Genomic DNA, 24,034 nt, shown 5'->3' with positions numbered 1-24,034 from the left:
CGGCGTCGACCGACAGCGCGGCAATCAGCTTCTCGGCCAGGTCACGCGGCTTCATGCCGGCCGGCTTGGCCAGCATCATGGCGATATTGCTGGCGAAGTCGCCGTGGGTCTTGTCCTTGGTGTTCTCCACCTGAATGGCCGGGCTCAGGCCTTCCGGCAGCACGCCGTCGGCGGTGAGGCGGGTCAGGGCTTGCTGGATCAGGTGGCGAATGCTGTCTTTCATGGTCTGCTCGGTCGGCCGTTGGGGCGGCGGCGCACAAAGGCGCTGGTTGAAAACTGCGCATTATCGACGCCCTTCGCCCGCAGCTTCAAGCAGCGTGTGGTTTCGCCGGGCTAAAGGCCGCCGCGATGGGCTGCAGATCACGCCGCGCCGGGCCTCTATAAAGAAACGCCGCAGAGGCGAAACCGCTGCGGCGTTTGCTCAGGCGGGCGGCGTATCAGGCAGAACGCTGCGCCGTGCCGCGTACTGCCGCATTGCCGGCGACGAAATACGGCGCGGTGCTGCGTGGCAGCGGGGCGCGACCACGGATTTTGTCGGCGATCTTCTCGGCCATCATGATGGTTGGCGCATTCAGATTGCCGGTGACGATCAGCGGCATGATCGACGCATCCACCACCCGCAGACCCTGCACGCCATGCACCCGGCCCTGGCCGTCGACCACCGCCATGTCGTCTTCGCCCATCTTGCAGGAACACGACGGATGGTAGGCCGTTTCTGCATGTTCGCGGATAAACGCGTCCAGTTCGGCGTCGGTCTGCAGCTCGGCACCGGGGCTGATCTCGCGTCCGCGATAGGGGTCCAGCGCCGCCTGCGCCATGATTTCGCGGGTGATGCGAATGCCATCGCGGAACTCGCGCCAGTCCTGCTCGCTGGCCATGTAGTTGAAGAGGATGCTTGGGTGCTGGCGCGGGTCCTTGGATTTGACCTGAATGCGCCCACGGCTCGGCGAGCGCATGGAGCCCATGTGCGCCTGGAAGCCGTGCTCCTTCACCGCATTGCTGCCGTTGTAGTTAATTGCGACCGGCAGGAAGTGGTACTGGATATTCGGCCATTCGAACTCGCTACTTGAGCGGATAAAGCCGCCGGCCTCGAACTGGTTGCTGGCGCCGATGCCCTTGCCGAGGAACAGCCAGTTGGCGCCGATCATCGGCTGGTTCCACCATTGCAGCGCCGGGTACAGCGACACCGGCTGCTTGCAGGCGTATTGCAGATACACCTCCAGGTGATCCTGCAGGTTCTGGCCGACGCCGGGCAGGTCGTGCACCAAGGGAATGTCCAGCTCACGCAGCAGCGCCGCCGGGCCGACGCCGGAGCGTTGTAGCACCTGCGGCGAGGCAATCGCGCCGCCACACAGCAGCACTTCACGGCGCGCGTTGACGGTGATCGGTGTGTCGTTGTCGCCGAGCAGATACGCCACGCCGCTGGCGCGTTTGCCGCTGAACAGAATGCGGTCTGTGAGGGCGTGGGTAACGATGGTCAGGTTCGGCCGTTCGCGGGCCTGGTCGAGGTAACCGCGTGCGGTGCTGGAACGGCGGCCCTTGGGCGTGACGGTACGGTCCATCGGGCCGAAGCCTTCCTGCTGGTAGCCGTTGAGGTCGTCGGTGCGCGGGTAACCCGCCTGCACGCCGGCTTCGATCATGGCGTGGAACAGCGGGTTATTGCCGTTCTTCGGCGTAGTCACGCTCACCGGGCCATCGCCGCCGTGATAGGCATTGGCGCCGATATCACGGGTTTCCGCCTTGCGGAAATACGGCAGGCAATCCAGATAGCTCCAGTCTTCCAGGCCTTTTTCCTCGGCCCAGCCGTCGTAATCCATGGCGTTGCCGCGGATGTAGCACATGCCGTTGATCAGGGACGAGCCGCCCAGGCCCTTGCCGCGCCCGCACTCCATGCGGCGGTTGTTCATATGCGGCTCGGGTTCGGTCAGGTAGGCCCAGTTGTAACGCCGGCCTTGCAGGGGGAAGGCCAGGGCGGCGGGCATCTGGGTGCGAAAATCCAGGCGGTAATCCGGGCCGCCGGCTTCCAGCAGCAGCACGCTGACGTCAGCGTCTTCGGTCAGGCGGGTGGCCAGCACGTTACCGGCCGAGCCGGCACCGATGATGATGTAGTCGAATTCCTGGGGCATAAAAGCTCCTGTAGCCCGGATGTACTCCGGGGAAAACTCGGTGACTGTTCCCGGATTGCATCCGGGCTACGGGGCGGCGATAAATCCGTGGGCGGGTCAGAACACCGAGGTGTAGCCGCCCAGTTCGACCTGTACCGATTTGATCCGCGTGTAGTGCGCCAGGGTGGTCAGGCCATTTTCGCGGCCGACGCCGGACTGCTTGTAGCCGCCTACTGGCATTTCCGCTGGCGACTCGCCCCAGGTGTTGATCCAGCAGATACCGGCTTCCAGCTTGTGAATCACCCGGTGCGCGCGGTTCAGGTCGCGGGTCACCACGCCGGCGGCCAGGCCGTACTCGGTGGCGTTGGCGCGGCGGATCACTTCTTCTTCGGTGTCGTACACCAGGATGCTCATCACCGGGCCAAAGATTTCCTCACGGACGATGGTCATGCCGTCGTTGCAGTCGGTGAACACGGTTGGCGCGACATAGGCGCCCTTGGCGTAGTCGCCCTCGGTGACGCGGTTGCCGCCTATCAGCAGGCGCGCGCCTTCGCTGCGGCCTTTTTCGATATAGCCGAGCACGCTGTCCATATGGGCTGCGCTGACCAGCGGGCCGAAGTTGGTGGCGTCATTCAGCGGATCGCCGAGGCGGATGCGTTTGACCCGCTCAACCACCTTGGCCTCGAAGCGCGCCTGCAGTATGCGCGGCACGAATACGCGGGTGCCGTTGGTGCAGACCTGGCCGGAGCTGTAGAAGTTGGCCATTACTGCAATGTCAGCGGCGCGGTCGAGGTCGGCGTCTTCGAAGATGATCAGCGGCGACTTGCCGCCCAGCTCCATGGTCACTTCCTTGAGCGACGAGCTGGATGCGCTGGCCATCACCTTCTTGCCGGTCACGGTGCCGCCGGTAAAGGAAATCTTCTCGATGCCCGGATGCTCGGTCAGCCACTGGCCGACTTCACGGCCGCTGCCGGTGAGCACGTTGAACACGCCATCCGGCACACCGGCAGCGCTGTAGATTTCCGCCAGTTTCAGCGCGCTGAGCGAGGTCACTTCGCTCGGCTTGAAGATCATCGCGTTGCCGGCGGCCAGGGCCGGGGCGGATTTCCACAGGGCAATCTGGATCGGGTAGTTCCACGCGCCAATACCGGCGACCACGCCCAGCGGCTCGCGACGGGTGTAGACGAAGCTGGTGTCGCGCAGCGGGATCTGCTCGCCTTCGATGGCCGGAATCAGCCCAGCGTAGTACTCCAGCACGTCGGCGCCGGTGACGATATCGACGTAGCGGGTTTCGCTCAGCGGTTTGCCGGTGTCGAGGGTTTCCAGCTCGGCCAGTTCATCGTTGCGCTCACGCAGAATGTCGACGGCCTTGCGCAGGATGCGCGAACGCTGCATGGCGGTCATCGCCGCCCAGACCTTCTGGCCTTCGGTGGCGCTGGCCACAGCCAGTTCCACGTCGGCCTGGCTGGCGCGCTGTACGCGGGCCAGTACTTCGCCGGTGGCGGGGTTGATGCTGTCGAAGGTCTCGCCGCTGCTGGCCGTTACATAACGGCCGCCAATAAAGAGCTGCTGTTCGTCGAAGCGGGGCATGGCGCGTTCCTCGTGTGCGGTGGTCGACGCGAGCCGCCTGGCGCAGGTCGTCGGTGTAGGCAATATAGACCCAAGGCTAAATTATCTTAATTGAACGATCAATCAATAAAAACGACAGGGCACAGCCAAACGCGACACGCAGGGCGTGTCGGCGGTGGCATTCGGGCTGTTTAAAAGAGGGCGGCTATTGCGCCTTGAGCAGTTGCAAGTCGAGGTATTCGTAGGCGATTTCAATCGCCTGGCGGGTGTCGAAGCCCTCGCCGGACAGCGCCCCGCGCAGCCACAAACCATCGATCAGCGCGGCCAGACCCCGGGCAGCGGTGCGCGCCTGCTCCTGCGGCAGCACCCGGCTGAACTGCCCGCACAGGTTGGAATACAGGCGGTGATCGTTGACCCGCTGCAAACGCCGCAGCGCCGGCTGGTGCATGCTGGTGGCCCAGAACGCCAGCCAGGTTTTCATCGCCGGGCCGTTGACCTGGCTGTCATCGAAGTTGCCTTCAATCATCGCCCGCAGGTGTTCGCGCGGCTGGTCCGGCGGCAAGCTGGCGCGGCGTTCGCGCACGGCATCGCTAAGCGCCTGCATCAGGTGGCGCATGGTGGCGTCGAGCAGGCCGTTCTTGTCGCGGAAATAGTGGCTGATGATGCCGTTGGAGACCCCGGCGATCCGCGCGATATAGGCGATGCTGGCATCGCTCATGCCGACCTGATCAACCGCTTCGAGGGTGGCCGCGATCAATTGCGAGCGGCGGATCGGTTGCATTCCGACCTTGGGCATCTGCTTCTCCATCGATGGGGGCGTCCCCGGAATGCGCGCAGTCTAGGCCGGTTATTGTTGAACGATCAATCAAACATGACGTTCCAGAGATGACCTGTCGGTCAGGGGTATGCCGCTGCGCGAGGGCCGACGGAGCTAGTTTTCAGGCTGATCGGCGGCGGTTTTATCGACGCCCACGCCTTCGCGAGCAATCAGCTGACCGGGTGGCACGCTAAAGCGGAAATCGCAGTAGGCCGCGCCGCCGGCGAGGGTTTGCGTACGTTGCAGCGTCACGCCCCAATCGCTGGCCATGCGGTAATCCAGGCTGCACGCGGCAAAGTGGGTCAGCTCCGGCACACCCTGGTCGCGCAAGTAACTGGCCAGCGGACACACCTGCACATCAAAGGCCACGCCAGCGACGGCGGGCAGATTTGTGCGGCGAAAAGGGCGGGTAAACACCAGGCTGAACAACGCATCGAGCAGCCATTTGATGCGCGCCTGCAAGCGGCGGCTGCGCAGGCGCGACATCTTGAAAGCCATGGCGCTGGCCGGGGCGAAGATCTGCCAGTTGATCTGCTCGATCCATTGCCCGGCCTGTTGCTGGGCAATGCCTTGCTCCTGCAGGGCGCGGTACAGCGCGCAATCCCACTGCATAAAACGCAGCAGCAGATTCACCCCAGGCGAATGGCGCACCCGCGTGCGTTGCAATTCGCTGTGCACGTTCAGGGTTCTGGCCCATACCGCTGCTGCCGTAGCCGCTGGCAAACAAGCACCCAGCTGCGCCTGCGCCGCCCGGCGAAAGGCGATGCGCGGGAGATAAATCAGCAGCAGGGCGAGTGGCTTCATTGGCTGTCTTTGGCTCTGGCGATGGCGGCATTCAGCGCGGCCTTGGCCTGTGGGCTGTTCTTCCAGCAGGTGCTGCCAAGCATGGCGGCGACCATCTCGGCGATATCCTCGGCCCGGTAAGTGGCCAGCTGCGCCAGGGAGTCGATGCCAAGTTCCTCGAAGCGCTTGATCACGGTGGGGCCAACGCCCTTGATGGCGAGCAGGCTGAGGCGTTCAGTTTGGTTAAAGGCCATGGGCGACATCCTGTCCCGTGATTGTGTGCGCGTTAGCGAGGGTCTACATCGGCAATCAGCGCCAGTAAATCGGTCACGCCGATATCCTGCCCGGCCTGGTGCAGCAGGGTGCTGGCCTGGCCGCGATGGTGGGTCTGATGATTGAAGAAGTGCAGCATCAGGCTGGCGTACGGCCGCTGCGCTGGCACGCCCTTCATATTGCCGTAGGCCAGCACATGCTCCAGATCCGCCTCGGTCAGCGCCGCTACCCAGTCGCTGATATGCCCATCCAGCCGGCCGCGCAAAGCCTGCAGCGGGGCGAGGGTGTCGAATAGCAGCTGATCCAGCGCCACTGGCCGTTGCAGATCGCTGATCGCCGCGCGTAGTTCAGCGCAGGCCGGGTGCTCGGCAAAGCGCTTGAGCCAGATGATATCGGCCAGCGCAATATGGTTAAGCGTGGCGAGGATGGACGGGAAAAACGCCCCGCGATCCTCACTCAGCGCCTGCGCCGACAGCTGACCGGCAGCCGCGTAGAGCTTGTCATTCATCCACGCGTTATAGCGGGCCATTAACTGGAAGTGGGCTAGCTGGGACATGCGCTTAACTCGGCAATTAAGGTTCAGTCAGGCATCAAATACCGGGCGGAAAAAGGTGCGCTCGTAGCTGATCACGCACTGGGTCTCTTCCGCATATTTAAAGGCCGCCAGGCACTCGGCATCGGCAAAGGATTTCAGCCGATATTGCTCGTACTCCGCCAGGCTGGGGAAGCTGAACATCGCCAGGCCGATATTGTTGGCGCCTTCCGAGGGCAGAAAGTAACCGTGATGCGTGCCGCCAAACTTCGCCACCAGGGCAATCCACAGCTTGCCGTAATGCTCGAATTCCTTGAGTTTGCGCGGGTCGAGCACATAGCGGATATGGCAGGTGATCATGGTGGTCCCTCAATGATTGGAATGGCTTGCTGTGCGGGTGAAGGCGGTCAGGCAAGGTAAACCTGTCGCCTTTATTTCTCTAGCGCGGGCACCAGGCGAACCAGCACCGGCAAATGATCCGAACCCAGCTGTGGGCCTACTTTGCGCGCCGCCACCGCCCAATGCTGCGTGACCAGCACATGGTCGATAGGCAGCCCGAGCACGCCCCGCAAGACGGCCGGCCAGGTCGCGGCCAAACCGCTGGCGCGGCGCAAACCCAATTGCGCCAACCCGCTAAAGGCCGACGACCAAGGCGTGGCATTCAGGTCGCCGGCTAAAACCGTCGGTATGGCGCTGGCTGCAGCTCGCTGGGCCAGGGCCGCCAACTTGGCGTTACGCACGCTGTGATACTGCGGTGAAAGCGGTGGCATGGGGTGCAGAGCGATAATCCCGACCGGCTGGCCGTGCCACTGCAACTGCGCCTCGATATGGGCAATCCCCTGCGCATCCTCGATCACCTCGATCTGCTGCAGCGGATGGCGCGACAGCACGGCGATGCCAAAGGGACTGTCCTGGGCAACGACGTGTTGAAAGGGGTAATCGCGCAGCGTGCCTAAGCCTTGCGCATATACCGGGGAAACCTCCAGCAGCACCACCACATCCGGCTTTTCCTGCGCCAACCAGGTCGCCAATGCCTCGGTGTTGCGACTATCTAGATGGACGTTGGCACTGGCCACGGCAAACACCTGAGCCTGCGGATCGCCCGCCGGTGCCGGCGCGGATGCCGTCAGCCAGGGCAGCGGCAGTGCCAACAACAAAACGGCCCAGCGCTTATCACGGCAACAAGCCAACCCGGCAAACACCACAAGCCCGAACAAGAACAGCCACTGCCAATGGCTGGCCAGGTCGATCTGCCAGGCCAGCACGCCTGCAGAGTCGGCAAGCAAATGCGAGAGCAGCGGTAGCAGCAGGCCGAGTAGGCAAAGCAACGCGAGGGTATAAACCCGCTTGGCCCAGAAGGCGCTGCGGTTTGGCTTGGGCTTATCGGGTTGGCTGGTTGTGGCCATATTCGATTGTTCGCGCTGCCAACACTCGCTAGGGATCATGGTTGAAATGACCATGCTGCAGAAACAGCTTGATCTGATTGGTCACAACATCTGCATTGGCCATAAACGTATGGCTGTGCGGAACAGTAATAAAGTCCTTCATCTCAGCAAGCTTTGCGCTCTCCACCGAAACCTTGCCATCGTTTGGCTTGGGCAAATCGCCTGCAAACCATGGGTCCAGGCTTTCCGTGCCGGCAACTATGCCGATCTCCAGAGGGATAGATTTAAGCTGGTTGGGCGTGCTGTCGGCTTCCGTGCCGAGCTGCTGTCCGGCTGGACCGGTAGCCATTTTGTACCACCACTGGTCTTTCTTATTCGTTGCCACCTCGCTGCCGTGGTTGGGTGGGCCAAGCATGACCACCCGCTTGGCTTCGGCAACGACGTTGTCCTGAAAATACTGCCTGACCAAGATGCCGCCCAGAGAATGGGTAACAAAGTGGATGCTCTGCGCCCCCGCCTTTTTACACTCACCAATGCCATTCCCCACCACTGATGCCAGCTGTTGAATGTCTTGTTCCGTGGACGGGTAGCTGTTGTTGATGACGGTGTAATGCTCTTTGGCTAACGAGTCTTCGATTGCATTCATCGAATAGCTGGTTCGACCCATGCCGTGCAATAGCACCACGCACTCATTGGCCAGTGATGCCGGCGCGATAAACAACAAGAGATAAAGCGAGAGGCGCATGTGGATTAACTCTGCAAAAAAGTGCGCTAGAAAAAAGGCTGTTGGTCTTGCTACGACGCTCTGGTCAGCGCCAGGCCGCCCCAGTTTTCCAGTGTCGGTGGACGCGAGTCATAGGAAAGGCAGCAACGCACGACAGGACAAAACGGTAGAGCAGAGCACTGCCTGATTAACCGCAAAGCCCAAGCCGAAACCGCTTATGCCGGCTACAAAAGCGGCGGTACTGCTCTGTTGTTTTGCACGCCGGCTGATAACTGCACCAATAAAAAGGCCAATAGCCGCTCCGGGTAATGAGCATAAATGGCCGAGGCCAAGCAGGTCGTTGGTGGGCGCAGGTGTCCAGTTTGCGTAGATGTACACGCCGAATGAGAGGCAGGCTGCAACTATGCCACCAGTGATAAATAACGGTTTTGGCTTAACCAGTCGTGCAAGGGCAAAGGTGCCAAGAAGCACCAAGGTGTAATACCAAAGCCCCATAAAGAGCACATCGCCCTTGATCAGGGTGAGCGCTGTAACTGCTGCTATAGCTATCGCCGTTGCGATGGCGTCCGTGCGAAATGTTCCGTTCATTTTTTGAACTCGTGAAGTGGCTGCTCAGTAGCGCTGATGCTGAGCCAAGGCCAGCGCTGCTGATAGGACGCGGCCTTCTGGGCAAAAAGTCTTCTGTGCGGCGTAAGCGGGTTTGGCGTCAGGGTTCCTTTATACAAAAGCCCAAGGCCGTTTGGTGCGTAGACCTCATCGGGGTTAATGCCAACGCATGTTCCCGGTATCAGAAAGCGGTCGATGCCCTCTTTGGCACTACTCAGTGCTGCATAGGGGGGGCCGAAATGCTCTTCATACCAAAGGTGAACCCGCGCCTGGTTGGCGACTTCCACGGTGATGCTCAGGTCTGCCAGCACTGTTTCTACATGACGCTGCACAGCGCTTTCAGCCCCTTCGCTCAGGTCGGTAGGGTCGAAATAGAAGAAGTCGTAATCCTTGATCTTGCTCTCTGGCGGCTGCCCAGAAAGCACATTCCACACCGTCTGAAAAAGGCAGCCGGCGACTAGCCAGCCATCCGTGAGATTCAGCTCATCCCAGCGCTCAATGATCTGTGCGTTATGGCTGTTCTGCAGTACGTCGGCGCGAAACTTTGCTTGCATGGTGATCTACACAAAAGGCGGCAGGGTTATTCCGGGGTGTTATGCCTTACACAAACCAGAATTCAACTTCATCCGTCTCGACCTCAAATAAAGCGGAGTGCTCAACGTTTGCAGGTACGTGATACCACTCGCCGACGCCAACCCGGATCGTCTGGTTATTCATGCTCAGGATCAATTCGCCACGCGTAATCACGCCATGGTTGTCGGTGTCATGGCTGTGCGACGGGATGGAGGTGCCGGCGGGGTAGGAGGCAAACAGAACGGTGCTGTCTTTTGCCTCAAGCTTATAGGCGTCAAAGCGGCCATCGAATAAGGGCAGTTGTTTGATTCTGTTTGGGTATTGGCCAGGCATGTGGGCTGTCTTCCTTGTCGTCCATCACGGCTTATTGAATTTATGGTTGGGGAGCGTCTTTGGTTTCAGCGATTGAATCTTGGCTGGCTTCAGCGGCCAGCTTTAAACGGTCGGCTTTGCTGATATAGGTGGACTTTTTCTTGGGTGCCAATTTGGCGTTGGCTTTTTTGGCGTGTGCTTCGAGCAGCTGTTTGATTTTTTTGCGGCGGTTCATGGATTTAGGCCGGGTTGGTTAATAGTGGTATGCAAAGAAAGTGAGTTTTGCGAGCTATCTAGCGGTGTGATGGATCTGAGTAGATCAAAAATAAGCCACTCCGACCTCTTTAGCTTCTTGGGCCGCATGCCTATGGTCGTCACGGTAATGGTCCGATACGGGAAAGCAGCGAAGGCTTGTTGCGGAATGCGCTGGCAACGGCATCAATGCCCAAGACGCTAATGACCGCAGCGGCGAGTAGGGGGCCGACAGTGCGGTCAGACACAACGACAATTGCGACCGCAAGCACGACGAAGAATAGCCCGAACACTGCGGTGATGATTCGGTAGTTTCTTGAGCCACGTGATCTATTTTTCATAGGGCTGACGTTTGGTTTAGGGGGCGGGCTTTAGCCCGTCCCAGTGAGCGAAGCGAACGATTTGAACCAGTTGTTAGATTTCAATCCTGAAATTTCTCTAGATATCTAGAGAAGACCCAGCCTTGCTTTAGCTCTCCAGAGTCAGAGCCTTGGTACTCAATATGAGACCAGCGCTTAACTTTATCGATAATTTTTACTGTCTTACCTAGGTAAAGCTCATCTATTATCTCAGAGTTAATGCTTCCAGAGCTTCGAACGTGGAGTATTGTCGCGTACACAAAGCGATATCCATTAAGTTCCTCTGGTAGATAAGCTTCATTGGCTTCTCGCATAATTTCTTTTTTTGCAACTCGGTGGTCGCCTCCTGAATATTCTTTCCACCATTCTTCATATAGTGGGGTGGTGAGATTGGCGACAATAGAGAGCAGATATGGAAATACCAAGTAGATAACTGCGACGCGAGCTGCATTGCCAAGTTTCTCAAGTAGCTTGAAGAAGGCATTGAAGAACTCCTCGGGACTTGAGTAGTCACCAGATATCTCTGCTACAGTATTTTCTACTTGCTCAACACCCACCACTTCGCCAGCAATGGAGAGCGCGCCATCCTTGTTGATGGAGATGTTATCCATCATAGGGTCTGACAGGTATCTATTTAGTGACTTGAGGTACTTGCTTACTTGGTCTTCAAATAAGCGGTGCGGCTCCAAGTGTTTGTGTATTTGCTCTTGTCTTTGGCGATAAGGCTCTAGGTACTTATCTATCTGCACTTGAAGCTGGCGTTGAGGCTGAAGATATTTATCTAGTTGTTCTTGCAGCCGCTGATGTGGTTCGAGATACCTCTGCATCTGATCTTGAAGCTTTCTATGTGGCTCAAAATACTCCATTTGCTTCTGAAATCGCAGTTGCGGCTCCAAGAATTTATCTATTTTCTCTTGAAGGCGGCGTTGAGGTTCCAGAATTCGATCAATTTGCTCTTGGAGTGCGCGATGCGGCTTGAGCAATTCATCCAGTCGTTCGAAGATACTAATAAATTTTTTTGTCATTTATGGGGGCTTCAAGAATTTCTGTAAAATCTAACGTTTGGTTAAGGGGCGGGCTTTAGCCCGTCCCAGTGAGCGAAGCGAACGATTTGAACCAGTTGTTAAAGCTTTACCGGTAAGAAGGTGATACGTATTCGCAAAGCCTCCATGTATTGCTTACTGATTTAGCCTGCTTGATACAACCGATTTCCTTAAGATTTTGGAGTGCATGCTTTATGTCTGCCTCAGATAAAGTCTGCCGCTGGTATTTTTGAGCATGAGAATCTACGGCAGCCTTAATATGTTCAGCTTTGACATTTTTGTTTGAGTCTTTAACTTGCCACATTGCCCATAGAGTGACTGCTTCTGCCTCTGTGAGGCTTACTTGCATATTTCTCCATATGCTATTCCATAGCAATATTGCGGCAAAAGGTATTGCCCATGGTGCCTGCGCTGCAGAGATTACGGTAAACACCCCACCGGAAACAGCCTCAAACAGAAGGCGAATATTTAATTCAATATTTCCTGCTTTAGAGCTACGGCCCCCACCGCGCCCAGAGGGCGCCATGATAACCATATGCATAAACACTTCTTCCTTTTCGGGAGGTGATACTCGAATGGCCTTTTCGAGAAATTCTTTCGCTGTTGTTTGGATGCTTGGTTCGTCTAAACCAGCCTCGCGAAGATAATTTTCGATATCACCTTGAATTTTTGTTTCTTTTTCCTTTTTTCTTTCGTAATCCCATGCCATTCCGTAGGTCTCGGTTTCAGTAGTTTTGAGCTTTAACGTTTGGTTAAGGGACGGGCTTTGGCCCGTCCCAGTGAGCGCAGCGAACGGTTTGAACCAGTTGTTATGTTTAAAATGGTAGATCATCTGGCTCATCTAGCTTATTCACTGTTTCCTCTACAGAAGCAGCAAGGTTTTCTACATTTCTGAGCAATATCAAGATTGACTCTTTTGAAACATTAATTGCTTCACCGTCTTTGTCATAACCGGCGCGATGTACACAGTCATGGCGTTTTAAAACATCTCTAAATAGCCATGATATATCGCCGAACTCATGGCCTAGCACATCTTTGAACATGGGTTTGATTTTCTTAAGGTCATGAAATATAAGCCCCTTAAGATATGTTGCCACTGTGGTTTTTAAGTTTGACTGCTTTTCAAATATTTCTTTTAGGCTGAAGGTTCTATTAGAAAACTCAGGATCCGTCTCTACTAGCTTGCGTGTAAGCTCTTCTGAGTTCGTCACCTTATGGATAAAGGTTCCAGCCAGATAGCCCTCAATGGCTGAAACTACATGGCCGTGTAGCATTACCCAAAGACTAAATAGCGTATCAGAAGGAACATCGACGTCTAACAGTGATCGGACGCTTTTAATATGGCTCTGGAATATCTCGTAGTGAGTTTTGCTTTCGATATACCAGTAGAGTTCGTCTGTTTCGCTTTCAGGGTAATACGGCATTCCATAATTTACATTCGTGGAGCCATAGTCAATGGATGCAGTTGCACCGTAGAACGTGTTGGTGACTTGAACTATATGTTCTTTCTCACAGGATGGACAAGATGCTTCCTGCCAAGAGTCAGTTTGACTATCTCTGTTTTTCTCTGCCGAAAAATCTGGGTCTTGAACGTAGACGATTTCGTGTATGTCCTCCCCACATTCACAGCAGAAAGAAATATCCATCTGCAAACTCATAACTTTCCTTTAAACATAGCTATTAATTATGCGATATACCAGTGTCGCGTTTATCTGTCGTATAACGCCCTTCTGGCTACTGCAATTCTTCTATCTCCCGCGTTGTATGTCGCAAGTCAGAAGGATTAGAAAGGGGTTAGACGACAGCGGGGCTAGTTCCCCTGTCACCATGCCCCAACCCTATCCAGCCCCCTATCCCACTGTCTAGAGGATTCTCCGCCGCCATTTCGCAGGCACAAAAAAGCGGGCCGTAGCCCGCTTCTATAGTGAGGTGCTGCCTTGGCTTATTTAAGCCATTCAGCAACGCGCTCTGGGTTTTTGCTGATCCAGTCTTTGGCGGCGTCTTCCGGTTTGGCCCCGTCGCGGATGGCGAGCATCACGGCGCCGACTTCTTCACCGCTCCAGGAGAATTTCTTCAGGAAGGCAGCGGCTTCTGGGGCTTTGCTGTTGATGCTGGGGTTGGCGACGGTGTCGACATGTTCGTCATCGCCGAAGACTTTTTTCGGGTCTTCGAGGAAGCGCAGGTTCCATTTGGCGAACATCCAGTGTGGGATCCAGCCGGTGACGACAATGGCTTTCTTGTCCTTCTCGGCACGGGTCAGAGCGGTGGCCATGCCTGGGCCGGAGCTTGGCATCAGTTTGATGTCGGTGAGGGTGTATTCCTTGATGGCTTCTTCGGCGCGGCGCATTACGCCGGCGCCAGCGTCGATGCCGGTGATTTTGCCGTCGAAGTCTTTGGCGTAGGTTTGCAGGTCGGCGATGGTTTTGGCTTGTACGTAGTCAGGCACGATCAGGCCGATTTTGGCGCCGGCGTAGTTGGTGCCGAGCACTTCGACCTTGTCTTTGAGTTTTTCAAAGTATTCGCCGTGGGTGGCGGGCAGCCAGGCGGAGAGGGTGGCGTCGAGGTCACCACGGGCTACGCCTTGCCACATGATGGCCGGTTCTACGGCCTTCAATTCAACGGTGTAGCCGAGTTTGCTCTGGAGGATTTCACCCGCTACGTGGGTGGCGGCGACGCTGTCGTCCCAGCCGTTTACGTAGCCGATTTTCAGGGTGGCTTTGTCCGCCGCCATGGCGCTGCTCATGCCGAGTGCCAGGGCGGCGACGCCGAGGCTTTGCAGGCAGAGGTTCTTCAGGTTTCGCATAGGGTGTGCTCCGTCAGTGAGAGTGGCAGTTCAGTGAGTTACTGGCGCGTTCTTCTTGCGGGCCTAGCTGGGTAAACATGCTGGTGTTGCTTGTCGGTCGTCCTGGCCGGTTGTGTACCGCGAGGTAAATCGCGGGTGCAGCAAACCAGGCGATGGCCGTGTGGCCTCGCTGGTTGAGTTGCTAAATAGGTGAATCCGCTAACCGCGCCGCCCGCAGATCCTGGGGCGGCGCGGTGTTTGGCTTACAGGCCGAGGTGTTTCTTCACCGCTGCAAGGCCGTCCTGGCCGTCATAGGTGGTTACGCCGGCCAGCCACTGGTCGAGGATTGCCGGGTTGGCTTTGATCCACTCTTTGGCGACGGTGGTGGGGTTCTGTTTATCCAGAACCTTTTCCATCAGCTGGCTTTCGATTTCCACGGTGAACTGCAGGTTGTTCAGCAGTTTGCCGACGTTGGCGCAGCGTGCTTCGTAATCCGCCGGTACTACGGTGTAGACCTTGGCGGCGCCGAAATCCGGGCCGAACACGTCATCGCCGCCTTCCAGGTAGGTGATGTCGAACTGGGTGTTCATCGGGTGCGGTGCCCAGCCGAGGAACACGGCGGGTTCATTCTTCTTCACTGCGCGTTGCAGCTGAACCAGCATGCCGGCTTCGCTGGACTCGACCATCTTGAATTCGCCGAGGCCGAACTGGTTGCTCTTGATCATGCCGTCGATCAGCAGGTTGCCGTCGTTGCCTGGCTCGATGCCGAAGATCTTGCCGCCCAGCTGATCCTTGAACTTGGCGATGTCGGCAAAGCTTTTCAGCCCGGCTTCAGCAGCGTAGGTCGGCACGGCGAGGGTGTATTTGGCGCCTTCGAGGTTGGCTTTGGGCAGTACTTTGACGCCGCCATCCTTGGTGAAGGGCTCGATCACCGCGTCCATCGAGGGCGCCCAGTAACCGAGGAATACGTCGATCTGGCCTTTCTGTACGCCGGTAAAGGCGATGGGTACGGAGGCCATGATTTTGCGCGTCTGGTAGCCCAGGCCTTCGCTGAGGGTCATGGCGACGCCGGTGGTGGCAGCGATGTCGGCCCAGCCGATTTCGGCGAAGCGCACCATCTTGCAACTCTCCGGCTCCTGCGCCCAGGCGCTTTGCAACATGGCCACGGAGAGCAGGCCGACACCTGCGAGCTGTTTAATCGTTTTCATCTGCGACTCCCTGTGATGGCAAAAGCTAAGGCTTACTGACGTTGAAGTTTGCCGCTGAACCAGCCGAACAGGCTGCTGCGTTTGGCGGTTTGCGGGGTACCGAAACTTTCCGTGATGCGGTCGAGAATGATCGCCAGCAACACCACGGCCATGCCGCTTTCGAAACCGAGGCCGATGTCCAGGCGCTGGATGCTAGCCAGTACGTCGTTGCCGAGGCCGCCGGCACCGACCATCGAGGCGATGATCACCATCGACAGGGCCATCATGATGGTCTGGTTAACCCCGGCCATGATCGACGGCATGGCGTTGGGCAGCTGGACCTTGAACAGTAGCTGACGCGGGGTGCAGCCGAAGGACTGGCCGGCTTCGATGATTTCTTTGTTGACCTGGCGGATGCCCAGGTTGGTCAGGCGCACGGCCGGTGGCATGGCGAAGATCACCGTGGCGATGATCCCCGGCACGCGGCCGAGGCCGAAGAGCATGGCGGCGGGAATCAGGTAAACGAACGCCGGCATGGTCTGCATAAAGTCGAGAATCGGCCGGATGATGGTCGCCACCCGCTCACTGCGCGCCGCCCAGATACCCAGGGGAATGCCGAGTAGCAGGCTGATCAGCGTGGCGGAGAAGGTCAGGCCGAGGGTGACCACGGTCTGTTCCCAGAAGCCGGTAAGCACGATCAGCACGAAGGAGATGGCGGTGAAGATGGCGAACTTGTAGCCGATGCGCCACAGGCCGAGGCCGATAAAGATGGCGATCAGCAGCCAGGCCGGTGGCAGCATGAGCAGCCATTCGATGCCTTCGGAGAAGCCGTTGACCACTGCGCCGATGCTGTCGAAGCCATCGCTGTAGTTGTCCAGCAGGTGCTGCACCACGTCGTTGACCCAGCTGCCCAGGTCGAGCTGTTTCTCACTCATGGAACTCTCCCTGCAGGCGGGTCAGCAGGCGACCTTTGCTGATGGCGCCGCTGTAGCGGCCATTGCTGTCGACCACCGGGATCGGCCCTTCGTTGTCCACCAGGCGTTCAATTACCTGGTCCAACGGCAGGTCTTCGGGGATCGGTTTGATTGACTTGAGCACCTGGTCGTCGAGGCCACAGGTGCCGCCGCCTTCGACCAGCAGGGCGATGCGCTCCAGGCTGATGGAGCCCTGGAAGGTGTGCTGCTCGTCGACCACAAAGGCGTAGTGCTTATCCAGCGCTTGCAGCTCCTGGCAGACCTTCTGCGCATCCGGTGCTTTGCCGTTGTGCACGTAGATGGGCACGCTGTCGGCCATCAGCTGGCCGGCGGTGAGGTAGCGGTTGGTGTCGACGGTGTTGAAGAAGTTGCGCACGTAATCGTTGGCGGGGTTGTCGATCAGCTCCTGCGGGGTGCCGACCTGAACCAGTTTGCCGCCTTCCATGATGCCGATGCGGGTGCCGATGCGCATGGCTTCTTCGATGTCGTGGGAAACGAAGATGATGGTGCGGCGGTCGGTCTTTTGCAGCTCCAGCAGCACATCCTGCATCTCGCGGCGCTTGAGCGGGTCGAGGGCGGAAAACGCCTCGTCCATGATGATCATTGACGGGTCGACCGCCAGGGCGCGGGCCAGGCCGACGCGCTGCTGCATGCCGCCGGACAGCTCATGCGGCATCTTGTGCGCAAAGGTGTCCAGGCCAACCTGCTTGAGTACCTGCATGGCGCGCTCTTCGCGCACCTTCTTGCTCTTGCCGGCCACTTCCAGGCCGAAGGCGGCGTTGTCCAGCACGCTGCGCGAAGGCATCAGGGCAAAGGACTGGAAGACCATGCTCATGTCGCGGCGGCGCAGATCGATAAGCTCCGCCTTGGGCATCTTGGCGACGTTCTGGCCGTCGATGTAGACGTTACCGCCGCTGGGTTCAACCAGGCGGTTGATCAGGCGAATCAGGGTGGATTTGCCAGAACCGGAGAGGCCCATCAGCACGAAAATTTCACCTTCCTCGACGCTGAAGGACACGTCGCTGACGCCGATAACCGCGCCTTTCTCCGCAAGAATCCGCTCCTTGCTCCACCCCTGCTTGAGCAGGTCGATGGCTTCTTGTGGCTCTGCGCCGAACACCTTGTAGAGGTTTTCGACGACGATTTTTCCAGACTGCATGGGATGATTCCCCTTCAGTAGACATCCAGATCAGTGCTGCGGAACCGCGCCTACGCCAGCTGGCGTACGTACGGTGATGCCGACTGTTCTTGCCTGTGTGGGTTTACTGGGTTCCGGGGTCGGGTCCGTGCCTTGCCGCGCAACACATTCAGGGCGCTCAGGCACAACCGCTGCAACGCTCCAGTTGCCTTGTGGGCAATGGACGCTATGGGGGCGTACTGTCGAGTCAACCTTGCTGTGCCGTGCTGCAAACCGCGTTCCAAACCCTCTGGCAGTGTTACGAAGTCCCATCCTTGGGTTTTACACACCTCGACCCGAGGTGCGCGTACATCCGAAATTTCTTGTTGGGCTGGCACCCATCGCGTGGTGAGCCAGCGCTTATATATTCTTCGGTCCGGGGCTGTGGGCTCCCGGTCTGTCGACCCTGCTCAGGCGACAGCGACGAAATCGGCTGACTCAACGATATAGTCTTCGGCCTGTCGCAATTGTCGGTTTGCGACTCTGACGTGTTGCGCGGCGACATGCCCTTTGACTAAAAAAACCATAACAGACTTTTTACCCGCGATGCCAAGGCTGCAAGCCACGCCGGCCGTGGTTTACAGCTTTTTAAATGGCCACAGCCACGATGACCCGCGGGCTGTGGCGATATCGAAAAAACTCAAATTTAGTCATTCGCCGCCAGGCTCGCGGGGGCTTTTGGCGGCTGCCCGTCGCGTCTGGTTACACCTTGCAGCCAGCTGGCCAGAGCCTGCGGGTTGGCTTTCAGCCAGGCTTTGGCCTCGCGGCGAGGGTTGGTGTTCTTATTGAGGATCGCGCCCATCAGGTAGCTTTCCATCTTCAGGCTGAAGCGCAGGTTCTGCAGCAACTGGGTAACGTTCGGGCACTGTTCGGCCAAGCCGGCGCGCACGTTGGTGTACACCGTTGCGCCGCCGTAGTTGGGGCCGAAGAACTCATCGCCGCCGTCCAGATAATGCATCTGCAGTTGGTTGTTCATCGGGTGCGGCGCCCAGCCGAGAAATACCGCCCATTGCTTGAGGTGTTCGGCGCGTTTGACCTGGGCCAGCATGCCGTTCTCGCTGGATTCCACCAGGCTGAAGCCGGCCAGGCCGAAGGCGTTCTTGTCGATCATCTGCTGGATCAGTTTGTTGCCGTCGTTGCCCGGTTCGATACCGTAGAGTTTGCCGCCCAGTTCTTTGCTGAAGCGCGCAAGATCGGCGAAGTTCTTTACGCCGCCGTCATAGGCGGCCTGATTCACCGCCAGGGTGTATTTGGCCCCTTCGAGGTTGGCGCCGAGGGTCTTCACCGAGCCGTTGGCGGCGTAGGGTTTGATGTCGTTTTCCATGCTCGGCATCCAGTTGCCGAGGAACACGTCGATCTTGCCGTCCTGCATGGCCTGGTAGGTGTCCGGCACGGAAAGGCGTTTGACCTGGGTGCGGTAACCCAGCTCGCTGAGCACCTGGCGGGTGACGGCGGTGGTCACGGTGATATCGGTCCAGCCGACATCGGCGAAGCGAATCAGCCCGCACTGCGCCGGCTCAGCAGCCTGCGCCAGTAGTGGTGTGCTCAGGGCTGCTGCCAGCAGGCAGCCGCGCATATTCAGTGTCATCAAGCCTCTCCCGATTACGGTGACAGGGCGCGCCAGTGCAGGCACGCAGTCGGCCACGGGGCGGGCAGGGCGAGCAGCGGCTGGCCGGTCCATGGGCGCGGCGATCATGCCGACAGATTTCCTCCGCTGCCTATGCGTGAAGTCGCAACTAGAACGCTGCTGTCGTGAATTGCTGCTGCGGCGCTTGAAACTGCGCGCTGTCGCACAAGTCGCGTTCGCTTACGGCGCTGACGGATTTAGATATGGGCGGGTCGGTGTGGGGCGACGGTGGTGTGGGGAAATCCTGATCATGGCCTGCATGTAGCAATCGTGCAGGAGAGTGTCGTGGCTATCAGCGTGTTTGACCTGTTCAAGATCGGCATTGGCCCGTCCAGTTCGCATACCGTCGGGCCCATGCGCGCCGCGGCGCTGTTCAGCGGCGCATTGGCCGAGCGGCGTTTGCTGGAGCGCACGGCGCGGCTGCAGGTGCGCCTGTACGGTTCGCTGTCGGCCACCGGTGTTGGCCATGGCAGCGACCGCGCGGTAATTATGGGGCTGATGGGCGAGTGGCCGGATCAGGTCAACCCGAGCAGCATCGAACCGCGTATCGCTGAGTTATTAGCCAGCGGCCAGTTGCAGCTTGGCGGGCGTGTCAGCATCGCTTTCGACTGGCAGCGCGACATGCTGCTGCTGGATGAAAACCTGCCCTATCACCCCAACGCCATGACCCTCAGTGCCTTCGCCGCCGATGGCAGCCTGCTGCACGAAAACACCTATTACTCGGTGGGCGGCGGTTTTGTGGTGGACGCCGAGCAGGCCGCCAGCGGCCAGCTGGATCAGGATCACACCGTACTGCCCTACGACTTCAACAGCGCCGAACAGCTGCTGCAGCTGTGCAAGGAGCACGGTCTGCGCGTCTCCGAGTTGATGATGGCCAACGAAAAGGCCTGGCGCAGCGAGGCGGAAATCTGCAGCGGCTTGATGCGTTTGTGGCAGGCGATGCGCGAGTGCGTCGAGCAGGGTTTGCAGCACGAGGGCATTCTGCCCGGCGGACTGAACGTGAAGCGTCGCGCCGCCAAGCTGCACCGCAGCCTGCAGGAAATGAGCAAACCCAATGTGATCGGCTCGACCCTCAGTGGTATGGAGTGGGTCAACCTGTTCGCCCTGGCGGTAAACGAGGAAAACGCCGCCGGCGGGCGCATGGTTACCGCGCCGACCAATGGCGCGGCGGGGATTATTCCGGCGGTGCTGCATTACTTTGTGCGTTTCAGCCCGGCGGTCAGTGAAGCCAATGTGGTCGACTATCTGCTGGCAGCAGCGGCCATCGGCATCCTGTGCAAGAAGAACGCTTCGATCTCCGGCGCCGAAGTCGGCTGTCAGGGCGAGGTCGGTTCGGCCTGCGCCATGGCGGCTGCGGGGCTGGCGGAGATTCTTGGTGCGACTCCCGAGCAGGTGGAGAACGCCGCCGAAATCGGCCTGGAACATAACCTTGGCCTGACCTGCGATCCGGTCGGCGGCCTGGTGCAGGTGCCCTGCATCGAGCGCAACGCGATTGCCGCAGTGAAAGCCATCAACGCCGCACAGATGGCCTTGCGCGGTGACGGCCAGCACTTTATCTCGCTGGACCGGGTGATCCGCACCATGCGCGACACCGGCGCCGATATGCATGACAAGTACAAGGAAACCTCGCGCGGCGGGTTGGCAGTTAGCGCTGTTGAATGTTGAGCGCCTGTTTACGATTAGCTGCGCGTCGGCCCTGCTGCGTTAAAAACAGGCTCGGAATGCTCATGTGCAAAAGCACACTCCGCTTCCTCGCCTGTTTTTGCCTTGCAGGACTCTAGCTCGCAAAATCGTAAATCAGGCGCTGGGCGTTCAATCGGGTGCGTGCTGCGCATTGCGCACATTTGTGGTGCAGGGCTGTTCGGCGCAGCGGAAAAGGGCAGCGCAACGCTGCTGAATACGGCCTGACCGTTGGTCCGTTACCGCGCTGTTTTTACCCTGCGTAGCGGGGTGACAAAGCACCTGCCCGGCAGTGCTACCGAAATGCTCAAGCGCCCGCCGACCGGGCGTTTGCGGTCGTAATCAGAATGCTTCTGTCGCTCCTGCCAACGCCTAGTGGCACTAGCGGTGGGCTAGCTCGTCTATTTTTAATTGAACGCCCAATCAATTTAGGCACGGCCTTTGCGTTGTGTAGGCTGTCGATCTGGCGTTGTGCAGTCCCAGAACCATAAGAAGAGCCACCCTATAGAGGGGCTCACTACCGTGCTTTGCTTCGCGTGAGGGTTTACCTGATGTCACAGTCCACTCAAGGGGCACAACCCCAGAGCCGTGCGCCGCAGTCCATCGGCTTTCTCCTGCTCGACAACTTCACCCTGATTTCCCTGGCGTCTGCCGTTGAGCCGCTGCGCATGGCCAACCAGTTGTCCGGCAAGGAGTTGTATCGCTGGCACACCCTCAGCCAGAGCGGCCTGCCGGTCTGCGCCAGTGATGGCCTGCAGATCACCCCGGACGCCAGCCTGGTTACGGCGCCGCGTTTGGATGCGGTGATCGTCTGCGGCGGTGTGGACATTCAGCACAGCGTCACCCGTGAGCATGTGCAGTGGTTGCAAAGCCAGGCGCGCCATGGCGCGCAACTGGGCGCGGTATGTACCGGTAGCTGGGCGCTGGCTAAGGCCGGGCTGCTCGATGGTTTCGATTGCAGCGTGCACTGGGAATGCCTGGCCTCGATGCAGGAAGCCTTCCCCCGCGCAGCAGTCAGCACTCGTCTGTTTTCGATTGATCGCAACCGTCACACCAGCTCCGGCGGCACCGCGCCGATGGATATGATGCTGCACGTGATCGGCCGCGAGCATGGCCGCGAACTGGCGGCGGCGATTTCCGAAATGTTTATCTACGAGCGCATCCGCAACGAGCAGGATCACCAGCGCGTGCCGCTCAAGCATATGCTTGGCACCAACCAGCCGAAGCTGCAGGAAATCGTCGCGCTGATGGAAGCCAACCTGGAAGAGCCGATCGACCTTGATCAGCTGGCGCTGTATGTCGATGTCTCGCGCCGTCAGCTGGAGCGTTTGTTCCAGAAGTACCTGCATTGCTCGCCGTCGCGCTACTACCTCAAGCTGCGCCTGATTCGTGCGCGCCAACTGCTCAAGCAGACCAGTATGTCGATCATCGAAGTGGCCTCGGTCTGTGGCTTTGTCTCCACCCCGCATTTCTCCAAGTGCTACCGCGAATACTTTGGTATCCCGCCACGCGACGAGCGCGCCGGCCAGCAGAACGGCCATGTGGTAGCGCTGCTGCCAATGCCGGAAGACCTGATGCGGCCATCGCCATCCTCGGCCATGGCTGCGCTGACGCGGGCGCAGGGGGAGTCGACTTTTGCCAGCGTCAGGCTCTAAGCCACGCTGAATAACCTGTAGGAGCGGGCTTGCCCGCGATCAGTTTTATCGCGGGCAAGCCCGCTCCTACAAAGGTCCATCGCAGTATGTTTCACGCAAAAAAAACGCCGCACCGGCCTTGAAGGCGAGTGCGGCGTTTTGCTGTGTGCGGTGTTGTGGTTACAAAGCCTTCAATACTCAATCGCCACATCACCCTGCGGCACGCTGCAGCACGACAGGATATAACCCTCGGCCACATCTTCATCGGTGATCCCACCGTTGTGTTCCATGCTCACTTCGCCTGAGGTTTTCATTACCTTGCAGGTGCCGCAGATGCCCATGCCGCAGGCCTTAGGGATATGCAGGCCGAGCTTGGCGGCGGCCGCATGCACGGTTTCGCCTGGGTCGACGCGAATGCTCTTGCCGGTGCTGGTAAAGGCCACCTGATGCTGATCCGCCGCAGGCACCGGGTCGGCTTCGGCGGCTTCGGCGGCGAGTTCCTTGACCTCTTCGCGTACATCCGCCGGCGTCGCGCCGAAGGATTCTTCGTGGTAGCGGCTCATGTCGTAGTGGTTGGCTTCGAGCAGGCGCTTGACCGCATTCATGTAGGGCGTCGGGCCGCAGCAGAAGATTTCCCGCTCCAGATAGTCCGGGGCAATCAGCTCCAGCATCTTCTGGTTGAGGTAGCCGCGATAACCGGCCCAGGCCTCGCCCAGGCCGTGCTTCTCGCAGATCACATGCAGGCTGAAGTTGCTGATCCGCGCGGCCATATGTTCCAGCTCGCGGTGGTAGATGATGTCCTTCGGCGAGCGCGCGCTGTGCACGAAAACCATATCGACATTGCCGTTGGTGTCGTAGAACCAGCGCGCCATCGACATCACCGGCGTGATGCCGACGCCGCCGCTGAGGTAGAGCACCTTCTCGGCTGGAAAATCGATGGCGTTGAACAGCCCGACCGGGCCGTGCACCGGCAGCTCGTCGCCTTCATTGAGGTTGTCGTGCAGCCAGTTGGACACCTTGCCGCCCGGCACCCGCTTGATGGTGATGGAGAAGCTGTAGGGCACTGAAGGTGAGCTGGAAATGGTGTAGGAGCGCATTACCGGCTGGCCGTCGATCTCCAGTTCCAGGGTGACGAACTGCCCCGGCTTGAAGAAGTACAGCACCGGCTGATCGGCCATAAAGCAGAAGGTGCGCACGTCCCAGGTTTCCTGGATGACTTTGACGCAACGCACCATATGCCGACCATTGCTCCAGGTCTGCGTGGTAACCGGGTTGAGGAAGTCGTTCGTCGTCATGGACGTCTCTCCGCGCGGCCGGACATCGGCCTTGTATGGGGCGGATTGTGCGTACTGGCCGGCACGCTCATTTATCTGCCAGCGACATTTACATGCTTATCGCGACCTGCCGCGCAGGCCTTGGTTTGCCGCGTCGGAAACGGATGTGACCATGTCGCCCATAGATAAGGTTTCGCCCCCACTCAGCGCCACACTCGCAGCCAGCCGAAGCAAAAGGTCACGAGCGAATTCCTCTTTCATCCAGTCGCCATCGGCAGGCGCAGAACGGGGCAATGACGCCACCTTGCGTAGCAACCGATTAGCCACTTTATTGCGGCAACTCGCCGAGCGAGTCGCCATTGAGGA

At 58.8% G+C, this 24,034-nt stretch carries 24 protein-coding genes and 1 pseudogene; 2 read left to right on the top strand and 23 right to left on the bottom strand.

Annotated features, from left to right (window positions below; all coding sequences use genetic code 11):
* The 22 genes and pseudogenes from ACQ4LH_RS17770 to ACQ4LH_RS17665 form a co-directional block, all read right to left on the bottom strand.
* Nucleotides 1–223 (bottom strand): annotated as a pseudogene (locus tag ACQ4LH_RS17770) (arginine--tRNA ligase); the annotation flags it as partial.
* Nucleotides 224–437: 214 nt separating this feature from the next.
* Nucleotides 438–2,126, bottom strand: a complete 1,689-nt coding sequence (betA, locus tag ACQ4LH_RS17765) for a choline dehydrogenase (RefSeq protein WP_430698429.1) — start codon at nt 2,124–2,126, stop codon at nt 438–440.
* A 96-nt stretch (nt 2,127–2,222) separates the two neighbouring features.
* The gene (gene betB / locus ACQ4LH_RS17760; RefSeq protein WP_430698428.1) at nt 2,223–3,695 is read right to left on the bottom strand and encodes a betaine-aldehyde dehydrogenase; all 1,473 of its coding nucleotides are present in this window, start codon (nt 3,693–3,695) and stop codon (nt 2,223–2,225) included.
* Between the two features lie 184 nt (nt 3,696–3,879).
* Entirely contained in the window at nt 3,880–4,470 is a 591-nt protein-coding gene (gene betI / locus ACQ4LH_RS17755; protein ID WP_170049305.1) for a transcriptional regulator BetI, read from the bottom strand.
* A 135-nt stretch (nt 4,471–4,605) separates the two neighbouring features.
* On the bottom strand, nt 4,606–5,295 hold the full coding sequence (locus ACQ4LH_RS17750; RefSeq protein ID WP_430698427.1) for an L-2-amino-thiazoline-4-carboxylic acid hydrolase: 690 nt from the start codon (nt 5,293–5,295) through the stop codon (nt 4,606–4,608).
* Entirely contained in the window at nt 5,292–5,528 is a 237-nt protein-coding gene (locus tag ACQ4LH_RS17745) for a helix-hairpin-helix domain-containing protein (RefSeq protein WP_397491508.1), read from the bottom strand. Before ACQ4LH_RS17745 ends, ACQ4LH_RS17750 begins: the two co-directional genes overlap by 4 nt.
* A 32-nt stretch (nt 5,529–5,560) precedes the next feature.
* Nucleotides 5,561–6,103: a DinB family protein gene (locus ACQ4LH_RS17740; RefSeq protein ID WP_430698426.1), complete on the bottom strand. Its 543-nt coding sequence runs from the start codon at nt 6,101–6,103 to the stop codon at nt 5,561–5,563.
* Nucleotides 6,104–6,130: 27 nt separating this feature from the next.
* On the bottom strand, nt 6,131–6,439 hold the full coding sequence (locus ACQ4LH_RS17735) for an NIPSNAP family protein (protein WP_305592764.1): 309 nt from the start codon (nt 6,437–6,439) through the stop codon (nt 6,131–6,133).
* A 71-nt stretch (nt 6,440–6,510) separates the two neighbouring features.
* Nucleotides 6,511–7,485 (bottom strand): endonuclease/exonuclease/phosphatase family protein, encoded by a 975-nt coding sequence (locus ACQ4LH_RS17730; protein ID WP_430698425.1) that lies wholly within the window; start codon nt 7,483–7,485, stop codon nt 6,511–6,513.
* Nucleotides 7,486–7,513: 28 nt separating this feature from the next.
* Nucleotides 7,514–8,209, bottom strand: coding sequence for an esterase/lipase family protein (locus tag ACQ4LH_RS17725; RefSeq protein WP_430698424.1), 696 nt, complete (start codon nt 8,207–8,209; stop codon nt 7,514–7,516).
* Nucleotides 8,210–8,317: 108 nt separating this feature from the next.
* Complete coding sequence (locus tag ACQ4LH_RS17720) at nt 8,318–8,776, bottom strand: hypothetical protein (protein ID WP_430698423.1); 459 nt, start codon at nt 8,774–8,776, stop codon at nt 8,318–8,320.
* Nucleotides 8,773–9,348 carry a nucleotidyltransferase family protein gene (locus ACQ4LH_RS17715; RefSeq protein ID WP_430698422.1) on the bottom strand — a complete coding sequence of 192 codons (576 nt, stop codon included), beginning with the start codon at nt 9,346–9,348 and terminating at the stop codon, nt 8,773–8,775. Before ACQ4LH_RS17715 ends, ACQ4LH_RS17720 begins: the two co-directional genes overlap by 4 nt.
* Before the next feature lie 46 nt (nt 9,349–9,394).
* On the bottom strand, nt 9,395–9,700 hold the full coding sequence (locus tag ACQ4LH_RS17710; RefSeq protein ID WP_430698421.1) for a cupin domain-containing protein: 306 nt from the start codon (nt 9,698–9,700) through the stop codon (nt 9,395–9,397).
* 40 nt (nt 9,701–9,740) lie between these two features.
* On the bottom strand, nt 9,741–9,914 hold the full coding sequence (locus ACQ4LH_RS17705) for a DUF2986 domain-containing protein (RefSeq protein ID WP_430698420.1): 174 nt from the start codon (nt 9,912–9,914) through the stop codon (nt 9,741–9,743).
* A 438-nt stretch (nt 9,915–10,352) separates the two neighbouring features.
* On the bottom strand, nt 10,353–11,315 hold the full coding sequence (locus tag ACQ4LH_RS17700; protein ID WP_430698419.1) for an SH3 domain-containing protein: 963 nt from the start codon (nt 11,313–11,315) through the stop codon (nt 10,353–10,355).
* Nucleotides 11,316–11,421: 106 nt separating this feature from the next.
* The gene (locus ACQ4LH_RS17695) at nt 11,422–12,174 is read right to left on the bottom strand and encodes a hypothetical protein (protein ID WP_430698418.1); all 753 of its coding nucleotides are present in this window, start codon (nt 12,172–12,174) and stop codon (nt 11,422–11,424) included.
* Nucleotides 12,149–12,991: a hypothetical protein gene (locus tag ACQ4LH_RS17690; protein WP_430698417.1), complete on the bottom strand. Its 843-nt coding sequence runs from the start codon at nt 12,989–12,991 to the stop codon at nt 12,149–12,151. Before ACQ4LH_RS17690 ends, ACQ4LH_RS17695 begins: the two co-directional genes overlap by 26 nt.
* A 284-nt stretch (nt 12,992–13,275) precedes the next feature.
* Nucleotides 13,276–14,136 (bottom strand): glycine betaine ABC transporter substrate-binding protein, encoded by an 861-nt coding sequence (locus ACQ4LH_RS17685; RefSeq protein WP_430698416.1) that lies wholly within the window; start codon nt 14,134–14,136, stop codon nt 13,276–13,278.
* A 242-nt stretch (nt 14,137–14,378) separates the two neighbouring features.
* Complete coding sequence (locus ACQ4LH_RS17680) at nt 14,379–15,323, bottom strand: choline ABC transporter substrate-binding protein (protein ID WP_430698415.1); 945 nt, start codon at nt 15,321–15,323, stop codon at nt 14,379–14,381.
* 32 nt (nt 15,324–15,355) lie between these two features.
* Nucleotides 15,356–16,237, bottom strand: coding sequence for an ABC transporter permease (locus ACQ4LH_RS17675; protein ID WP_305592773.1), 882 nt, complete (start codon nt 16,235–16,237; stop codon nt 15,356–15,358).
* The gene (locus ACQ4LH_RS17670) at nt 16,230–17,435 is read right to left on the bottom strand and encodes a quaternary amine ABC transporter ATP-binding protein (protein ID WP_305592774.1); all 1,206 of its coding nucleotides are present in this window, start codon (nt 17,433–17,435) and stop codon (nt 16,230–16,232) included. The genes ACQ4LH_RS17675 and ACQ4LH_RS17670 overlap by 8 nt, the downstream gene beginning before the upstream one ends.
* A gap of 664 nt (nt 17,436–18,099) precedes the next feature.
* Nucleotides 18,100–19,029 carry a choline ABC transporter substrate-binding protein gene (locus tag ACQ4LH_RS17665; RefSeq protein ID WP_430698430.1) on the bottom strand — a complete coding sequence of 310 codons (930 nt, stop codon included), beginning with the start codon at nt 19,027–19,029 and terminating at the stop codon, nt 18,100–18,102.
* A 336-nt stretch (nt 19,030–19,365) separates the two neighbouring features.
* Here ACQ4LH_RS17665 and ACQ4LH_RS17660 point away from each other — a divergent pair, with 336 nt between their 5' ends.
* Complete coding sequence (locus ACQ4LH_RS17660) at nt 19,366–20,745, top strand: L-serine ammonia-lyase (protein ID WP_430698414.1); 1,380 nt, start codon at nt 19,366–19,368, stop codon at nt 20,743–20,745.
* A 566-nt stretch (nt 20,746–21,311) separates the two neighbouring features.
* On the top strand, nt 21,312–22,415 hold the full coding sequence (locus tag ACQ4LH_RS17655; RefSeq protein WP_430698413.1) for a GlxA family transcriptional regulator: 1,104 nt from the start codon (nt 21,312–21,314) through the stop codon (nt 22,413–22,415).
* 170 nt (nt 22,416–22,585) lie between these two features.
* On the opposite strand, the gene gbcB is transcribed toward ACQ4LH_RS17655, so the two are convergent.
* Nucleotides 22,586–23,689, bottom strand: a complete 1,104-nt coding sequence (gene gbcB / locus ACQ4LH_RS17650) for a glycine-betaine demethylase subunit GbcB (protein WP_430698412.1) — start codon at nt 23,687–23,689, stop codon at nt 22,586–22,588.
* Between the last annotated feature and the right edge of the window lie 345 nt (nt 23,690–24,034).

The sequence above is a fragment of the Pseudomonas peli genome (assembly GCF_050563605.1).
GTDB classification, from domain to species: domain Bacteria; phylum Pseudomonadota; class Gammaproteobacteria; order Pseudomonadales; family Pseudomonadaceae; genus Aquipseudomonas; species Aquipseudomonas peli_A.
Note: the sequence above shows the minus strand (reverse complement) of the source record. Positions and strands in the feature narration are given on the sequence as shown.

Bases quoted from the DNA above. Each gene is read 5' to 3' on its own strand.
- betA (WP_430698429.1), bottom strand. From the start codon at position 2,126: ATGCCCCAGGAATTCGACTACATCATCATCGGTGCCGGCTCGGCCGGT.
- betB (WP_430698428.1), bottom strand. From the start codon at position 3,695: ATGCCCCGCTTCGACGAACAGCAGCTCTTTATTGGCGGCCGTTATGTA.
- betI (WP_170049305.1), bottom strand. From the start codon at position 4,470: ATGCCCAAGGTCGGAATGCAACCGATCCGCCGCTCGCAATTGATCGCG.
- ACQ4LH_RS17750 (WP_430698427.1), bottom strand. From the start codon at position 5,295: ATGAAGCCACTCGCCCTGCTGCTGATTTATCTCCCGCGCATCGCCTTT.
- ACQ4LH_RS17745 (WP_397491508.1), bottom strand. From the start codon at position 5,528: ATGGCCTTTAACCAAACTGAACGCCTCAGCCTGCTCGCCATCAAGGGC.
- ACQ4LH_RS17740 (WP_430698426.1), bottom strand. From the start codon at position 6,103: ATGTCCCAGCTAGCCCACTTCCAGTTAATGGCCCGCTATAACGCGTGG.
- ACQ4LH_RS17735 (WP_305592764.1), bottom strand. From the start codon at position 6,439: ATGATCACCTGCCATATCCGCTATGTGCTCGACCCGCGCAAACTCAAG.
- ACQ4LH_RS17730 (WP_430698425.1), bottom strand. From the start codon at position 7,485: ATGGCCACAACCAGCCAACCCGATAAGCCCAAGCCAAACCGCAGCGCC.
- ACQ4LH_RS17725 (WP_430698424.1), bottom strand. From the start codon at position 8,209: ATGCGCCTCTCGCTTTATCTCTTGTTGTTTATCGCGCCGGCATCACTG.
- ACQ4LH_RS17720 (WP_430698423.1), bottom strand. From the start codon at position 8,776: ATGAACGGAACATTTCGCACGGACGCCATCGCAACGGCGATAGCTATA.
- ACQ4LH_RS17715 (WP_430698422.1), bottom strand. From the start codon at position 9,348: ATGCAAGCAAAGTTTCGCGCCGACGTACTGCAGAACAGCCATAACGCA.
- ACQ4LH_RS17710 (WP_430698421.1), bottom strand. From the start codon at position 9,700: ATGCCTGGCCAATACCCAAACAGAATCAAACAACTGCCCTTATTCGAT.
- ACQ4LH_RS17705 (WP_430698420.1), bottom strand. From the start codon at position 9,914: ATGAACCGCCGCAAAAAAATCAAACAGCTGCTCGAAGCACACGCCAAA.
- ACQ4LH_RS17700 (WP_430698419.1), bottom strand. From the start codon at position 11,315: ATGACAAAAAAATTTATTAGTATCTTCGAACGACTGGATGAATTGCTC.
- ACQ4LH_RS17695 (WP_430698418.1), bottom strand. From the start codon at position 12,174: ATGAGCCAGATGATCTACCATTTTAAACATAACAACTGGTTCAAACCG.
- ACQ4LH_RS17690 (WP_430698417.1), bottom strand. From the start codon at position 12,991: ATGAGTTTGCAGATGGATATTTCTTTCTGCTGTGAATGTGGGGAGGAC.
- ACQ4LH_RS17685 (WP_430698416.1), bottom strand. From the start codon at position 14,136: ATGCGAAACCTGAAGAACCTCTGCCTGCAAAGCCTCGGCGTCGCCGCC.
- ACQ4LH_RS17680 (WP_430698415.1), bottom strand. From the start codon at position 15,323: ATGAAAACGATTAAACAGCTCGCAGGTGTCGGCCTGCTCTCCGTGGCC.
- ACQ4LH_RS17675 (WP_305592773.1), bottom strand. From the start codon at position 16,237: ATGAGTGAGAAACAGCTCGACCTGGGCAGCTGGGTCAACGACGTGGTG.
- ACQ4LH_RS17670 (WP_305592774.1), bottom strand. From the start codon at position 17,435: ATGCAGTCTGGAAAAATCGTCGTCGAAAACCTCTACAAGGTGTTCGGC.
- ACQ4LH_RS17665 (WP_430698430.1), bottom strand. From the start codon at position 19,029: ATGCGCGGCTGCCTGCTGGCAGCAGCCCTGAGCACACCACTACTGGCG.
- ACQ4LH_RS17655 (WP_430698413.1), top strand. From the start codon at position 21,312: ATGTCACAGTCCACTCAAGGGGCACAACCCCAGAGCCGTGCGCCGCAG.
- gbcB (WP_430698412.1), bottom strand. From the start codon at position 23,689: ATGACGACGAACGACTTCCTCAACCCGGTTACCACGCAGACCTGGAGC.